The organism is Burkholderia gladioli (assembly GCF_000959725.1).
GTDB classification, from domain to species: domain Bacteria; phylum Pseudomonadota; class Gammaproteobacteria; order Burkholderiales; family Burkholderiaceae; genus Burkholderia; species Burkholderia gladioli.
Genome location: NZ_CP009322.1, coordinates 387,392 through 401,801 on the forward strand (window position 1 = coordinate 387,392; position 14,410 = coordinate 401,801).

Below are 14,410 nucleotides of genomic sequence, written 5' to 3' on the forward strand. Positions count from 1 at the left end.
CGATAACATCACGCGGTAGTCCCGGACATTCCCCCCATCCCGAGGAAGCATCATGGCAAAGACTATCGTTGTTTATTTTTCCGGATATGGTCATACCAGGCGGGCCGCCGAAGTGGCGGCGCAAGGCGCGGGCGCCGAACTGATCGAGATCGATGCCGAGGGCAATCTGCCGGAAGCAGCCTGGGAGCAGCTCGATGCCGCCCAGGCCATCATCTTCGGCACGCCGACCTACATGGGCGGCCCCGCCTGGCAGTTCAAGAAGTTCGCAGACGCCAGTTCCAAGAAGTGGTTCTCGCGCGCCTGGCAGGACAAGGTCTTCGGCGGTTTCACCAACAGCGCCAGCTTGAACGGCGACAAGCAGGTCACTTTGATCTATCTGCAGACGCTCGCTTCCCAGCACGGCGGTATCTGGGTCAGCCTGGGTGTCCCGCCCGCCAATACCAAGGCCGCGACCCGCGACGACGTCAATAATCTCGGCGGTTCGGTCGGCGCGCTGCTGCAGTCGCCCGCCGATGCGGGCGTCGAGGAGATGCTGGGCGGCGACCTGGACACGGTGAAGGCCTATGCCGCCCGCGTGGCGGCCGTCGCCCAGCGGCTCCAGAGCTGATTGCCGGGCCGGCGCCCGCCGGCCTGATCCCGCGCCGGCGGCCCTGCCGCGCGGCGCGCAGGACGCGCACCGCACCGACTAGCGATCGGCCATCGCGTCGATGGTGCTGTTGCACTGATCGTGGCTGCGGATCGTGATCAGATGCGTGGCATCGCCTGGTCGCCCGAGGCGTCGGCATCTTCCGGCGCGCCGCCGAATGCCGAGGACATCGCCTTGCCGCTCGACGTCGGTCATCGACGCTCGGTGAAGCGTGGAGGGCCGCTGTGCAGCGGCGGGACCGGATGGTGTCCTTATCATGTCCCGGGCGTTTCCCATCACGTCGAGCCGCGATATCGCGCGAGCCCTTCCCTGAGGTGGCGGACCAACTCCACGGCGGCGGGGGCGCCTGGTCCTTTCTGTACATGAAGGTTGATCGAAAAATCGGGCAGCGCGGGAAGCCCGCATTCGGCAGGCAGGATGCCGAGTTCGCCCGGCACGGTGGACGCCAGGCGCGCCGTCACCGCGAGATCGGCACGTAACATGGCGACGGTCGCATCGATGCTGCCGTTTTCGAACATGGCGCGCCATGGCATGTCGTGCCGGCGCAGCGCATCGAGCACGACGGGCCGGAACGCGCAGGTCTCGGCCACCATCGAGAGCGGCAGGGGCCGCTTCCCATGGGCGGTGCCGCCTCTTGCGCCGACCCAGACGAGCCGGTCCACGGCCACGCACTCACCACGGGATTTGCCCGGCGGCTCTTCCGTCAGCGCGATGTCGATCGCGCCGCGCTTCAGCGTTTTCAGCAGTTCCGGCGATGCCTCGCACACGAGCGTGAGCTCGACCTGGGGGTGGTTCTGCGTGAAGCCTTTCAGGATCGGCGCCAGGCAGGTTCCCACCAGGTCTTGCGGCGCGCCCAGGCGTATCGCCCCGTCTATCGCGCCGGCCGTCATCTCGGTTCGCAAGGCGTCGTGCATGTCGAGGAAGCGCCGGGTCGAGCCGAGCAGGCGCTCGCCTGCCGCCGTCGGCCGCAGGTCGTGGCGATCGCGGACGAACAGGGGCCCGGCCAGCGCCTCGAGCCGCGAGATCTGCTGGCTGACCGCGCCTTGAGTGAGATGCAGCGCGTTGCCGGCAGCCGTCATGCTGCCGTGTTCGGCGACGGTGACAAAGGCGCGGAGCAGGGTGATGTCGAGATTTCGGGCCATTTCTGCATTACCAATGCTAATGGAATGGATCAAGAAGTTTTGCTATCTTAATGCATCGCGCGCGGGTAAAACGGGGTTCTCCGATCGACTCGCCGGGAGGGCATGTGCCCCTGCACGACTATCTGCCGCTGTTGGTTTTCGTCCTGGTCTCCACGATCACGCCAGGTGGCGCGACCACCCTGGCCACTGCCTCGGGCGCGCATTTCGGTTATCGGCGCTCCTTGCCCTACATGGTGGGGATCGCCGCCGGTCTGGCATCGATGGCCGCGTCGACGGCGGCGGGGCTCGGCGGCGTGGTGCTCGCGCTGCCGGGCCTTCAACTCGGCATGAAGGCACTGGGCTCGCTGTATCTGCTGTGGCTCGCATGGCGCATCGGGCGCAGCGGGCCGCCGCACGTCGCGGCGCGTCTGAACGAGCCGGCTGGTTTTGTCGGAGGCCTGTGGATGCTCTGGCACAACCCGAAGGGATGGACGATGACGCTGGGTGCCGCCGCATCGTTTGCCGCGCTCGCCCCGGGGCCGCTCCAACTGGCCGGCCTGCTCGGGGCGTCGTTCGGCGTCGCGGCCATGCTGTCGCTCTCGGTCTGGTGTCTCGCGGGGCTGTTCCTGGCCCGCCTGCTGCGCACCGACGCCCAATGGCGCATGCTCAACCGGGTGTTGGCCTTGCTGCTGGTGATCTCGATCGTTGCGATCTGGCTTGCCTAGAGGCCGCTTCGGGCGGCGCGTCGAGGTCCCCGGCCAGGCGGGCGCCGCGCCTCGCTGACGAATCGTCGACGCCGGTTCCCCGCGCATCCCGGGGCGCCTGGCCATGTCGGCCGTCCCGGATGTCCATCGGCGCCGAATCAGTCGTTGTTGCGCTGATGGACCGTGACGTCCGCCCGCATCGCGTTCCCGATCTGGCTTCTCACGGTGTCGTCATCCGCGCCCGACATCAGCTCGACGTGCGTTTCGACCAGTCGCCGGGTATGCGCATCCGGAAGGCGATCGGGCCGGACCTCGGCCAGGCTGCGATGATGCGTGTCCGCGTTCAATCGTCCGCCGTCGGCCTGCTCGTGACGGATGAACTCGGCCACCTCGCTCTCGCTTGCCTGCGCGGCCATGGTCTTGGCTTCCAGGAAGACGTCGACGATGGGGGCCACGTGCAAGGACATTTCATGATCGATGACATGCGCGCCATAGCCGCTGTTCTGGGTGAGCACGTGGTTCTCGTTCACCTCCACGGAGAGCGAAAGCGGATGTCCGGCTGCGATATGCCGCGCGAGCGCCGTCGGATCGGTATGGACGCCCACGCCGTTCACCGAGGCTCCGGTGTTGCCCGCTCTGCTGGCCGGCATGCGACTCGAGGTGGAAAATGCCAGCTCGATGTCCTGACCGTGTTGCTGGATCGTCTCGACCAACGGGGTATGCACGCGGCTGTCGGCTTCGCAGTACATCAGGAGCGCATTGCTGTACCGGTTTGCGTCGTGCTCGAATTCACCGGATACCGAAATGTTCTGATAGGCCTCGGCTTGCTCGGGCATGTCCATCGAGTACGCCGACGCATGCCCGCTCGTCGCCGAGCCGGCCTGCGGATGGGATTCGGCCGAGCGGTTCGCCGTCGGCCGCTTCGGCAGGTTCTGCAGGGCACCGACCATTCGCGATCGTGTTTCCGTCGGCAGCGTCCGGGAGCCGGGCGCCTGCCTCGGCGACTGCACGGAATCCTGGCCGGCTGCCGGCGTGGCATGGTTGATCGGTGGTGTGGAAAGTTTCATCGCTGTTTCTCAACGGAGTGTCGACTGGGCTGGTGGGGCAAGTCCTTGCCTGCATCACGCCGGCGGGCATGAGCGTCCATCACAATGTAGTCGTCATCCTGTGTTCGGATTCTCAGTTTGACTGAGATAAATTCAGCAATGGCGTCGAATTATTGAATTGCGCTCCGCGCGACGGGGCTTCGCAGGAATCTCACGATTGCTCAGCGGATTCCCTGCCTGGCGCGCAGGCTGATGTCCATCGGCGGCTTCCGGCTTGCCGTGAAGTCTCGGGCTTGCGCAGCGCGCGAGCCCTCAGCGCTGCGTCTGCCGGTCGTTGCGCGGACTCGCGCCGAAGCGCGCCCGGTAGCTGCGCGAGAAGTGCGAGGGCGATTCGAAGCCGCAAGCCACGCAGATCGCCGTGATCGTCATGTCGGTCTGCTGCAGCAGCTCGCGGGCGCGGTCCAGCCGCAGCTGCATGTAGAAGCGCGTGGGCGTGTCGTTGAGGATCGAGCTGAACAGGCGCTCGAGCTGGCGCCGCGTGATGCCGACATCCTGCGCCAGCGCATCCGACGACAGCGGCGTCTCGGTGTGCCGCTCCATCGCGCCGATCACCTGGATCAGCTTGCGGTTGTGCACGCCGTAGCGCGCCGCGATCTCCAGCCGCTGCCGGTCCGAATGCTGGCGGATCCGGCCCACCACGAACTGCTCGGAGATGGTCGCGGCCAGGTCGGCGCCGTGCCGGCGGCCGATCAGCTCCAGCATCATGTCGATCGAGGCGGTGCCTCCCGCGCAGGTGATGCGGCGCTCGCCGGTCTCGAACAGTTCCTGCGTCGCGTTCAGGCGCGGGTAACGTTCGCGAAACGCGGCCAGCGCTTCCCAGTGCAGCGTCAGCGTATGCGAGGGGTCGAACAGCCCAGCCTCGGCCAGCACGAAACTGCCCGTATCGATCCCGCCGATGGTGGCGCCGCCCAGGTGCTGGCGCCGCAGCCAGTCGCCCAGCGTGCGCGTGTAGCGCGCCAGCGGCTCGAAGCCGGCGATCACGAACACCGTATCGGCGCGCTCCACCTCGCCGAAGGCCGCGTCGGCGTTCAGCGCCACGCCGTTGCTGGCCAGCACCGGCGCGCCGTCCATGCTCAGCAGTTGCCAGCGGTACAGATCGGGCCGAAAGCGGTTCGCCACCCGCAGCGGCTCGATCGCCGACATGCAGCCAAGCGCGGAAAAGCCGGGGAGCAGCAGGAAGTGGAGGGTTTCCGGCATGGGGCGAGCGGGTGAGGTGAGGGCGGGGCGCGCTTGATTATAGAGGCTGGCGGACCCGGGCCGGCACTTGAGACGAACGAGCAGTTTGTTGAGCCGCGCGGACATTCATCGAAAAGCGTCGCGGCACTACAGTGGATACACGTGATCGACAAGGAGATCACGAACCCGCAGCGAAACGACATGGGTCGATAACGTTGCGAACGCAACCAACATATCACTGGAGTCCATCATGAAGACGCTTCTCGTCAATCGTATCGTCGCCGCCACCGCGGCCGCCGTTGTCCTCACGTTCGCCGCTGGTGCCGCCCAGGCGCAGACCAGCCAGTTGACGCGTGCACAGGTGCGAGCCGAGCTCGTGCAACTGCAAGCCGCCGGATACAACTCGGCGCGCGGCGAGGACACCACGTACCCGGCACAACTGCAGGCAGCCGAGCAGCGCGTGGGGCAGCAGCAAGTGGCCGTGCGCACGGTCAGCGACGAACAGGGTTATGGCGGCAGCGTCGGCGGCGCTTCGGCCTCGGGCACGCGCCATCATCATGTCACGCTCGAAAACGACGGCATGAAACCCGTCTATTTCGGTCAATGAGCGTGGCCGTGGCCGGCACGCACACGATCGGTGCCGGCCCCGATCAGTTCTTTATCTCGGGATGGAAACGGGCTGCAGGCGGTATCGGCTGGCTTCCCCGTTCCCAACCGGCGAAAGATGCAAGACGTGCGACGAAATCATGATTGCCCGCGCGGGGCGATGGCGAACGGTGGCGCCTGCAAGACGAAGGATGAAAGTCCGTTTCAAGCCGGCCGCAGCGCCGCCAGCCGCTCCCTCAGCAGGCTCGCCCGGCGCCCGCTGCGGCAATAGGCCAATACGGGCTTCGGCAACTCATCGAGCAGCGCGCCGAATGCTTCGGCTTGCTCATCGCCGATCGGCTGCCCGGCAGCCACCGGCAGGTAGCGCGCCTCGATTCCCGACTCGCGCGCCGCCTTTTCGATCTCCGCGAAATCCGGCTGATCCGCGCTCTCGCCGTCGGGCCGATTGCAGATCACCGAGCGGAAGCCCGCATTGCGGATCGCCTTCAAGTCCTCCGGCTGAATCTGCCCGGAAGCGGTAAACCCACGCTCGGCCGCCTCGCGACATCGCTCGATCGCCTCGCGAAAACGGGCGATCGCGAACTCGATGTCCTGCTCCGTGGTGAAGCGCCCGACGCTGATGCGCACGGTGCGTGCCGCCGCCTGCGCATCGAGGCCGATCGCGGTGAGCACATGCGAGGGCGTGCCGGCGGCCGAATTGCAGGCCGAGGTGGACGACACGGCCAGCGCCTCGCCGAGCATGAAGGGCTGGAAGCCCGGCGCGTTGACGGTCAGGCTCAGCGTATGCGGAATGCGGCGCGCCTCGCGCGCGTTCTGCGTGACATCGCCGATCGCGAGGATCGCATCGCGCAAGCCCTCGCTCAAGGTGGCGATGCGCGCCGTATCGCTTTCCAGCGCGGCGGCCGCCACTTCGCAGGCGGTGCCCATGCCGACGATCTGGTGCGTGGCCAGGGTGCCCGAGCGCAGCCCGCGCTCGTGTCCGCCGCCGTGCATCTGCGGGGCGATCCGCTCGGCGATCTCGCGCCGCACATACAGCGCGCCGATCCCCTTCGGGCCATACACCTTGTGCGCCGACATCGACAGCATGTCGATGCCGAGCGCGCGCACGTCGATCGCGGTCTTGCCGAGCGCCTGCGCCGCATCGACATGGAGCAGGGCGCCGGCCGCATGAACCACGCGCGCGATCGCGGCGATGTCGCTGAGCGTGCCGATCTCGTTGTTGACCAGCATCAGCGAAACCAGGCCCGTATCGGGGGCGATGGCCTCGGCCACCGCCTCGGCGCTGATCTCGCCATTGGGCGCGGGCGCCAGGTAGCTCACCACGAAGCCGTGCTTCGCGAGGCTGGCCATGGTGTCGAGGATGGCCTTGTGCTCGATGCGGCTGGTGATCAGGTGGCGCCGCTCGCCGGCCTTGTCGGCATAACCCTTCAGCGCGAGATTGTTCGATTCGGTGGCGCCCGAGGTCCAGACGATCTCGTCGGCGTCGGCGCCGATCAGCGCGGCCACCTGCGCGCGAGCCTGTTCCACCTTCTCGCGCGCCAGCCGGCCCGCCAGATGCGAACTCGAGGCCGGATTGCCGAAGATGCCGTCGGCGCCGAGGCACTCGGCCATCGAGGCGATCACGCGCGGATCCACCGGGGTGGTCGCTGCGTAGTCGAGGTAGTGGAGGTGGAGGTTCTCGCTCATGGTCGTTCGTTCATTGCCGCCAGGGAATGCGGAAATGATACGGGGAGCCATCAAGAAAAAGGCTCCAAATTCAGCCGCGATTCCGCGTTTGCATAGAAGATTTTTCTATTTGCTTAGCGTCGGGACGGAAATCGTGTGGCGAGGAGCGGGTTGGCGAGAACGACTTGCCGAGGCGGGTGCAACGGAAGATGGGTGAAAGAGACGCGCAAGCAGGCGCCTGGACCGCCAGGCCCCGGCGGGCGCCGGAGCCTGCCGTGTCAAGGCCTCAGACGCCTTCGACCACGCGGAAATCGCGCTCGGCGCCGTCGCCGAGCTCCTTCAGCGCTGCCTGGTAGGCCGGGCTGTTGCGCGCGGCCAGCGCGGCTTCGAGGCTGTCGAACTCGATCACCACCGCGCGCTGCTGCAGGCCCGATTCGAACACTTCGGCCGGCGTGTTGCGCACCAGGTAGCGGCCGCCGGCTTCGGTCACGGCCGGCGCGGCCAGCTTGGCGTAGGCCGCCATCTTGTCGGGATCGGAGATATTGCGGTAGATGCTGAGCCAGTATGCTTTTGCCATGGATGTTGTCTCCGGGAGGGGCGATAGGCGAATGCGCTCGCGCGAGGCATTCTTCCAGCGCGATATTACGGGAATTCGGGGACGGAAGTCGGCGCGCGGCCTATCCCGCCGATCGGTCGCCCGAGCCATCAGCCGGCGGCGGGTTCCTTCCTGCCGCGCCGGCGCGGCGCCGCCGAGGCGGGCGTGGCCGGGATCGGCTCGAACAGGGCATCGAGGTCGTCGGCCGAGAACTTGACGGCGCCGGCGGCATCCTCCGACAGGATCGCGCTGGCCAGCGCCGCCTTCTGCTCCTGCAGCACCAGGATCTTCTCCTCCACGCTGCCGGCCACGATCAGCTTGTAGACGAACACCGGCTTGTCCTGGCCGAGCCGATGCGCGCGGTCGGTCGCCTGGTTCTCGACGGAAGGGTTCCACCACGGGTCGTAGTGGATCACGGTATCGGCGGCCGTCAGGTTCAGGCCCACGCCGCCGGCCTTCAGGCTGATCAGGAACAGCGGCACCTCGCCTTGCTGGAAGCGCTGCACGGGCGTGACGCGGTCGGTGGTGTCGCCGGTCAGCATCACGTGGGCGATGCCGGCGGCGTCGAGCGCCTCGGCGATCAGCTCGAGCATGCCCGTGAACTGCGAGAACAGCAGCACGCGGCGCCCTTCCTCGATCAGTTCCGGCAGCATCTCCATGAGCAGCGCCAGCTTGGCGGATTCCTCGACGCGCGCGGCCCGTTCGAGCTTGACCAGGCGCGGATCGCAGCACACCTGGCGCAGCTTGAGCAGCGCCTCGAGCACCACGATATGGCTGCGCGCCAGCCCCTTCTCGGCGACGGCCTTGCGCATCTTCTCGTGCACCGCGGCACGCACGGTTTCGTAGAGGTCGCGCTGGGCGCCGTCGAGTTCGACGCTGCGCAGGATGGTGGTCTTGGGCGGCAGCTCGGTGGCGACCTCGTCCTTGCGACGGCGCAGCATGAAGGGGCGAATCCGCCGCGCCAACAGCTCGCGCCGGACCGTGTCGCCGTGCTTCTCGATCGGCGTGCGCCAGCGCCGCGAGAAATCGCGCTGCGTGCCGAGGAAGCCGGGCAGCAGGAAATCGAACTGGGCCCAGAGTTCGCCCAGGTGGTTTTCGAGCGGCGTGCCGGTCAGGCACAGCCGATGCCGCGCGCGCAGCTCGCGGATGGTGGCGGCCGCCTTGGTGGCGGCGTTCTTGACGTACTGAGCCTCGTCGAGGATCAGCAGGTGGTAGTCGTGCTCGGCGAGCGCCGCCTGGTCGCGCCAGAGCAGGGCGTAGGTGCTCAGCACCAGGTCGTGCCGGGGGATCTCGTCGAAGCGCTCGCGCCGCTGCGGCCCATGCAGGTCGAGCACGCGCAGGTCCGGCGCGAAGCGTCGCGCCTCCTCGCGCCAGTTGTGCATCAGCGTGGTGGGCGCGACCACCAGGGCCGGCCGGTCGAGCCGCCCGGCTTCCTTCTCGGCGAGGATGTGGGCCAGCGTCTGCACGGTCTTGCCGAGCCCCATGTCGTCGGCCAGCACGCCCGCCAGGTTCTGCTCGCGCAGGAACTGCATCCAGTTCAGGCCGTGGCGCTGGTAGGCGCGCAATTCGGCCCGCAGCCCGCGCGGCACCGGCGCCTCGTCGACGCCCTGGCCGCTCGCCAGCCGTTGCGCGAGCTGCCGGACCGAGGCGTCGCCTCGGAATTGCCAGCGGCCCGTCTGGTTCAGCGCCTCGATCCGGGCCGCGTCCCAGGCCGACAGGCGCAGGCTGCCGGCGCCGATCGTGTCGAACAGGTCGATCAGCACGCGCACCACCGGCTTGAGGCGGGCGGCGCGCAGGTGCAGCCGTTCGCGCCGGTCGGTCAGCAGCTCGATGATCTCGTCGTCGTCGATCGCGTCGAGCCGACCTGACAGCCAGCGCGTGTCGCGCCGGAACAGCTCGGCCAGCAGCGGCTCCAGGCGCACGATCCGGTCGTTGACGCTGATGCCCATCTCCAGCTCGAACCAGCCTTCGCCGGCCTGCTTGAGCACGCCGTCGATCGATTCGACCTCGGCCACGTTGTGGCGGAACGCGTCGCTCATCACCACCTGCCAGCCGTCGCGGCGCAAGGCCGGCACGAGGTTCCTGACGAAGTCGGGCCAGTCGTCGGGATAACGCGGCGTGAGCATGCCGTCGGGGAACGGTTTGGGCCCATGCACCAGCTTCGAGGGCATCTTGCCAAGCCCGAGCCGGTGCAGTTCCGCCAGGCGCTTCTGCTCGGCCTCGAGCCGGCGGCGCACCTGTACCACCTCGCCATTCGCGGTGCGCACCAGGGTGGTATTGCCTTGCGCGGCCAGCGCGTGGCCGTCGTACTCGAAGCTGACGGTGGCGAAATCCAGGGCGTTCTGCGTGTTGGGGGAGGAACGGCCGAAGGTCCACATCGGCAGCGTGTCGAGCGACAGCCGCGGCAGCGGCTCGGTGTCGATCACCTGCACGCTGGCCGAGACGGGCGCGGGCGGCGGGGGAAAGTCGGGCGCCACTTCCTGCATCACCTTGCCCACCAGCACGGCCTCGTCGAGCGTGACAGGCGGCATGGCCAGGAATTCCGCGAGTTCGTCGGCCGGCCAGGGCAGTTCGATCGGGCCGGCCTCGCCGGTTTGCGCGTCGAGGTACCAGCAGGGCTCGGTGGTGGTCAGCAGCAGGGCGGCGGGCGGCTCGGTCTGCAGGATCGGCTGGATCCGCGTGTCCGACAGCGTATGCCAGTGGATCCGGCCCGGGCGAGCCGCAGCGAGTTGCAGGGCGCGCGGCTCGCTCGACGAGGCGAACTGCGCCGTGGACGAGACGAAGGCGCGGCCGGTGGCGATCATCTTGTCCATGATGGCGGCGCCGCCGCTGCCATTCAGCCGGAAGCCGCCGATGTAGGAGCGGCTGCGCTCCAGCCACAAGCCGCGCAGGATCGCCAGGTCGTCCTCCACGACGAACTTCGGCGGCTGGACCAGCGCGTTTTCCAGGTTGCGCCAGGGCTCGCCGAACGAGCGGATCGCGCCGTCGGCGCCGATGCGCGCCTTGTAGAGAAAGATTTCCGGCTTGCCCTGGTAGGTGCCGGCGATCACATAGGCCAGCCCCTGCGTGGCCCTGGCCGCCGCCGGCTTGCTGCCGCGCCCCTTGGACGCCACGCGGGCCGTGCGAAAGCCTTCCAGCCAGGTCAGCAGTTCGGGACGCACGCCCGTGGCCGTGGGGGGCGGCTGTTGATCGAGACCGGCCACCAGCACCGCCGCCACGTGCTTGCACAGATAGCCGACCGGGCAGGTGCATTCGTTGTCGATCCAGGTGTCCCCCGCCTCGTCGCCCTCGCGCAAGCTGATGCTCACCTCGTAGGGACGCGAGTGGGTGCCTTGCACCTTGGCGCTCAGCGTGCCGCGATCCTCCCGCCACTGCAGGTCCGAGACGGCGTTCTCATAGCTGCGGGCCTTGGCCATCGTGGCGGGACCCAGCCAGTTGGTGATCTGTTTGCGGGTATAGGAAAAGGGCATGTCGAAGGGGGGCGGGCAGCGGCGCGGTAGGTATTCTACGTGCGCCGCCTTGCTTCGACGCCGGCGCGGGCCGGCCGGCTTGGGCTGGATCATCCCGGCGCCGGCCGTCGTGCCGCATCGGGACAATCGCGCCGCGCCCGCGATTTGCCCCGAACCCCCGCCCTCCAAGCCGCGGGCCCCGGTCTCATGGTTTCCCCCCAAGGTCGCTGGCAGTCAACAAAACGTCGCCGGCGGTCGCCTCGGGCCGAATATGGCCCGTTATTTTGCTTCCACGGTGCAGGCCTCGTCGTCCCCATCATCCGCCTGCGAGACAACCGCCGAACAGGGAGCCAACATGAAGTCGTGCAAGACCCTCGCGCTGGTCGTGGCCTTGGCCGCGGCATCCGCCTTGCCGTTGCCGTCGTTTGCCCAGGATGCCGCCGCCTGCCGCACGGTGCGTTTCTCCGATATCGGCTGGACCGACATCACCTCCACCACGGCCCTGGCCTCGATGTTGTTCGACTCGCTCGGCTACAAGCCGACCACCACCATCTCCTCGGTGCCGATCTCGTTCGCCGGCCTGAAGGCCAAGCAGATCGACGTCTCGCTCGGCTACTGGTGGCCGGTGCAGCAGAAGCAATTGCAGCCTTTCCTCGATTCGAAGTCGATCACCGTGCTGGAGCCGCCCAACCTGTCGGGCGCCAAGGCCACCCTGGCGGTGCCGGCCCATGAATACCAGGCCGGCCTGAAGACCTTCGACGACATCGCCAAGCATCGCGCCGAGCTCGACGGCAAGATCTACGGCATCGAGCCCGGCAGCAGCGCGAACGCGACCATCCAGAAGATGATCGACACCAATCAATACGGCCTGGGCGGCTTCAAGCTGGTGGAGTCGAGCGAGGCCGGCATGCTGGTGACGGTCGAGCGCGCGGTGCGCGACAAGAAGTGGGTGGTGTTCCTCGGCTGGGAACCGCACCCGATGAACATCCAGCTGCAGATGAACTACCTGTCGGGCGGCGACGCCTCGTTCGGGCCGAACTACGGCGAGGCGCGCGTCTACACGCTGACCGCGAACGGCTTCGCCGAGCGCTGCCCGAACGCCGGCAAGCTGGTCTCGAACCTGCGCTTCACCACCGAGATGGAGAACCAGCTGATGCTGGCCGTGGTGAACAAGACCCGCCCGGCCGACGCCGCCAAGGACTACATCCGCAAGCACCCGCAGGTGCTCGACGGCTGGCTGTCCGGCGTGAAGAGCTTCGACGGCAAGGACGGCGTGGCCACCGTCAAGGCGGCGCTGGGCATGTAAGGCCGCCGCCCGGCACGCGACATCGATCAACCGGACGCGAGGGCGTCCATGCAAGCAACGAGGCAATCGCAATGAACCATGAAGTGATCATCACCTGCGCCGTGACGGGCGCCGGCGACACGGTCGGCAAGCACCCGGCGATCCCCGTCACGCCCAAGCAGATCGCCGAGGCGGCGATCGAGGCGGCCCGCGCCGGCGCGACGGTCGCGCACTGCCATGTGCGCGACCCGCGAACCGGGCGCGGCAGCCGCGACCCGAGCCTGTACCGCGAGGTGGTGGACCGGATCCGCTCGGCCGACGTGGACGTCATCATCAACCTGACAGCCGGCATGGGCGGCGACCTGGAGATCGGCGCCGGCGAGGAGCCGATGCGCTTCGGCCAGGGTACCGACCTGGTGGGCGGGCTCACGCGCCTGGCGCACGTCGAGGAGCTGCTGCCCGAGATCTGCACGCTCGACTGCGGCACGCTCAACTTCGGCGACGGCGACTATATCTACGTGTCCACGCCCGCCCAGCTGCGCGCCGGCGCGAAGCGCATCCAGCAGCTCGGCGTGAAGCCCGAGCTGGAGATCTTCGATACCGGCCATCTGTGGTTCGCCAAGCAGCTGCTCAAGGAAGGCCTGCTCGACGATCCGCCGCTGTTCCAGCTCTGCATGGGGATTCCCTGGGGCGCGCCGGCCGATACCGGCACCATGAAGGCGATGGTCGACAACCTGCCGCCCGGCGCGCACTGGGCCGGCTTCGGCATCGGCCGCATGCAGATGCCGATGGTGGCGCAGGCGATGCTGCTGGGCGGCCACGTGCGCGTGGGCCTGGAGGACAACATCTGGCTGGATCGCGGCGTGCCGGCCTCGAACGGCTCGCTGGTGCAGCGCGCGCGGGAGATCATCGAGCGCCTCGGCGCCCGCGTGCTGACGCCAGCCGAGGGCCGTGCCAAGCTGGGCCTGCCGCCGCGCGGCCAGCGCCTGCTGGAGCGCCGCGCGATCGCCGAATTCGCGTGACATCACGAGCGGCGGCGCGCGCACCAGGCGCCGCGCCGCCAGACATTCAGGAAAGCCAAGGATTCGACATGACTGTGATCACCGATATCAAGACCTTCGCCGCGATCGGCACCGGCGTGATCGGCAGCGGCTGGGTGGCGCGCGCGCTCGCTCACGGGCTCGACGTGGTCGTCTGGGACCCGGCGCCGGGCGCCGAGCAGCAACTGCGCGCGAACATCGCCAATGCCTGGCCCGCGCTGGAGCGCGTCGGGCTGAAGCCGGGCGCCTCGCCCGAGCGGCTGCGCTTCGTCGCGACCATCGAGGCCTGCGTGGCCGATGCCGATTTCATCCAGGAAAGCGCGCCCGAGCGCGAGGCGCTGAAGCTCGAATTGCACGAGCAGGTGAGCCGCGCGGCCAAGCCGGGCGCAATCATCGCCTCGTCCACCTCGGGCCTGCTGCCCACCGATTTCTACGCACGCGCCACGCATCCCGAGCGCTGCCTGGTCGGCCACCCGTTCAATCCCGTTTATCTGCTGCCGCTGGTCGAGGTGCTGGGCGGCGAGCGCACCTCGGCCGAGGCCGTCGAGGCGGCCATCGGCATTTATGCCGCGCTCGGCATGCGTCCGCTGCGGGTGCGCAAGGAAGTGCCGGGCTTCATCGCCGATCGGCTGCTGGAGGCGCTCTGGCGCGAGGCGCTGCACCTCGTCAACGAGGGCGTGGCGACCACCGGCGAGATCGACGACGCGATCCGCTTCGGCGCCGGCATCCGCTGGTCCTTCATGGGCACCTTCCTGACCTACACGCTGGCGGGCGGCGATGCCGGCATGCGCCACTTCATGAAGCAGTTCGGTCCGGCGCTGGAGCTGCCCTGGACCAAGCTGGTGGCGCCCACGCTGACCGACGAGCTGATCGACCGCGTGGTGGAAGGCACGGCCGAGCAGCAGGGCGAGCGCAGCATCAAGGCGCTGGAACGCTATCGCGACGAGTGCATCACCGAGGTGATCGAGGCGATCTCGCGCGTCAAGGCGCGCCACGGCATGCGCTACGAGGACTGAG

13 protein-coding genes are annotated in these 14,410 nt (G+C 68.2%); 6 read left to right on the forward strand and 7 right to left on the reverse strand.

Annotation, left to right across the window (positions count from 1 at the left end):
• Nucleotides 1-52 precede the first annotated feature (52 nt).
• Complete coding sequence (locus tag BM43_RS02985; protein WP_017919147.1) at nt 53-607, forward strand: flavodoxin family protein; 555 nt, start codon at nt 53-55, stop codon at nt 605-607.
• A 78-nt stretch (nt 608-685) separates the two neighbouring features.
• Here the strand turns inward: BM43_RS02985 and BM43_RS41235 are convergent, their stop codons facing one another.
• The gene (locus BM43_RS41235) at nt 686-841 is read right to left on the reverse strand and encodes a hypothetical protein (RefSeq protein WP_155296517.1); all 156 of its coding nucleotides are present in this window, start codon (nt 839-841) and stop codon (nt 686-688) included.
• Between the two features lie 80 nt (nt 842-921).
• On the reverse strand, nt 922-1,788 hold the full coding sequence (locus BM43_RS02990; RefSeq protein ID WP_036053981.1) for a LysR substrate-binding domain-containing protein: 867 nt from the start codon (nt 1,786-1,788) through the stop codon (nt 922-924).
• Between the two features lie 104 nt (nt 1,789-1,892).
• On the opposite strand from BM43_RS02990, the gene BM43_RS02995 reads away from it, so the two are divergent.
• The gene (locus BM43_RS02995; RefSeq protein ID WP_036053978.1) at nt 1,893-2,492 is read left to right on the forward strand and encodes a LysE family translocator; all 600 of its coding nucleotides are present in this window, start codon (nt 1,893-1,895) and stop codon (nt 2,490-2,492) included.
• A 137-nt stretch (nt 2,493-2,629) separates the two neighbouring features.
• Here the strand turns inward: BM43_RS02995 and BM43_RS03000 are convergent, their stop codons facing one another.
• Entirely contained in the window at nt 2,630-3,538 is a 909-nt protein-coding gene (locus tag BM43_RS03000; RefSeq protein ID WP_155296518.1) for a hypothetical protein, read from the reverse strand.
• Between the two features lie 291 nt (nt 3,539-3,829).
• Nucleotides 3,830-4,774 (reverse strand): GlxA family transcriptional regulator, encoded by a 945-nt coding sequence (locus BM43_RS03005; protein WP_017919152.1) that lies wholly within the window; start codon nt 4,772-4,774, stop codon nt 3,830-3,832.
• A gap of 229 nt (nt 4,775-5,003) precedes the next feature.
• On the opposite strand from BM43_RS03005, the gene BM43_RS03010 reads away from it, so the two are divergent.
• Complete coding sequence (locus tag BM43_RS03010) at nt 5,004-5,360, forward strand: DUF4148 domain-containing protein (RefSeq protein ID WP_036053971.1); 357 nt, start codon at nt 5,004-5,006, stop codon at nt 5,358-5,360.
• Nucleotides 5,361-5,563: 203 nt separating this feature from the next.
• On the opposite strand, the gene BM43_RS03015 is transcribed toward BM43_RS03010, so the two are convergent.
• The 3 genes from BM43_RS03015 to BM43_RS03025 form a co-directional block, all read right to left on the reverse strand.
• Nucleotides 5,564-7,045, reverse strand: a complete 1,482-nt coding sequence (locus tag BM43_RS03015) for an aminotransferase class V-fold PLP-dependent enzyme (protein ID WP_017919153.1) — start codon at nt 7,043-7,045, stop codon at nt 5,564-5,566.
• Nucleotides 7,046-7,310: 265 nt separating this feature from the next.
• Nucleotides 7,311-7,601 carry a DUF1330 domain-containing protein gene (locus BM43_RS03020; protein ID WP_013689664.1) on the reverse strand — a complete coding sequence of 97 codons (291 nt, stop codon included), beginning with the start codon at nt 7,599-7,601 and terminating at the stop codon, nt 7,311-7,313.
• 128 nt (nt 7,602-7,729) lie between these two features.
• Nucleotides 7,730-11,089 carry a DEAD/DEAH box helicase gene (locus BM43_RS03025; RefSeq protein ID WP_036056897.1) on the reverse strand — a complete coding sequence of 1,120 codons (3,360 nt, stop codon included), beginning with the start codon at nt 11,087-11,089 and terminating at the stop codon, nt 7,730-7,732.
• Between the two features lie 334 nt (nt 11,090-11,423).
• Here BM43_RS03025 and BM43_RS03030 point away from each other — a divergent pair, with 334 nt between their 5' ends.
• The 3 genes from BM43_RS03030 (at nt 11,424) to BM43_RS03040 (ending at nt 14,409) form a co-directional block, all read left to right on the forward strand.
• A complete protein-coding gene (locus BM43_RS03030; protein WP_036053969.1) occupies nt 11,424-12,374 on the forward strand; it encodes a choline ABC transporter substrate-binding protein in 951 nt (316 codons plus the stop codon).
• Nucleotides 12,375-12,445: 71 nt separating this feature from the next.
• The gene (gene cdhC, locus BM43_RS03035; RefSeq protein ID WP_025100823.1) at nt 12,446-13,375 is read left to right on the forward strand and encodes a 3-dehydrocarnitine:acetyl-CoA trimethylamine transferase CdhC; all 930 of its coding nucleotides are present in this window, start codon (nt 12,446-12,448) and stop codon (nt 13,373-13,375) included.
• 68 nt (nt 13,376-13,443) lie between these two features.
• Nucleotides 13,444-14,409 (forward strand): L-carnitine dehydrogenase, encoded by a 966-nt coding sequence (locus BM43_RS03040; RefSeq protein ID WP_017919155.1) that lies wholly within the window; start codon nt 13,444-13,446, stop codon nt 14,407-14,409.
• Nucleotide 14,410: the final 1 nt, after the last annotated feature.

Coding starts and splice junctions, on each gene's coding strand:
- BM43_RS41235 (WP_155296517.1), bottom strand. CDS start 841: ATGACCGACGTCGAGCGGCAAGGCGATGTCCTCGGCATTCGGCGGCGC.
- BM43_RS03010 (WP_036053971.1), top strand. CDS start 5,004: ATGAAGACGCTTCTCGTCAATCGTATCGTCGCCGCCACCGCGGCCGCC.
- BM43_RS03025 (WP_036056897.1), bottom strand. CDS start 11,089: ATGCCCTTTTCCTATACCCGCAAACAGATCACCAACTGGCTGGGTCCC.
- BM43_RS03005 (WP_017919152.1), bottom strand. CDS start 4,774: ATGCCGGAAACCCTCCACTTCCTGCTGCTCCCCGGCTTTTCCGCGCTT.
- BM43_RS03040 (WP_017919155.1), top strand. CDS start 13,444: ATGACTGTGATCACCGATATCAAGACCTTCGCCGCGATCGGCACCGGC.
- BM43_RS02990 (WP_036053981.1), bottom strand. CDS start 1,788: ATGGCCCGAAATCTCGACATCACCCTGCTCCGCGCCTTTGTCACCGTC.
- BM43_RS03000 (WP_155296518.1), bottom strand. CDS start 3,538: ATGAAACTTTCCACACCACCGATCAACCATGCCACGCCGGCAGCCGGC.
- BM43_RS03015 (WP_017919153.1), bottom strand. CDS start 7,045: ATGAGCGAGAACCTCCACCTCCACTACCTCGACTACGCAGCGACCACC.
- BM43_RS03030 (WP_036053969.1), top strand. CDS start 11,424: ATGAAGTCGTGCAAGACCCTCGCGCTGGTCGTGGCCTTGGCCGCGGCA.
- BM43_RS03020 (WP_013689664.1), bottom strand. CDS start 7,601: ATGGCAAAAGCATACTGGCTCAGCATCTACCGCAATATCTCCGATCCC.
- BM43_RS02985 (WP_017919147.1), top strand. CDS start 53: ATGGCAAAGACTATCGTTGTTTATTTTTCCGGATATGGTCATACCAGG.
- cdhC (WP_025100823.1), top strand. CDS start 12,446: ATGAACCATGAAGTGATCATCACCTGCGCCGTGACGGGCGCCGGCGAC.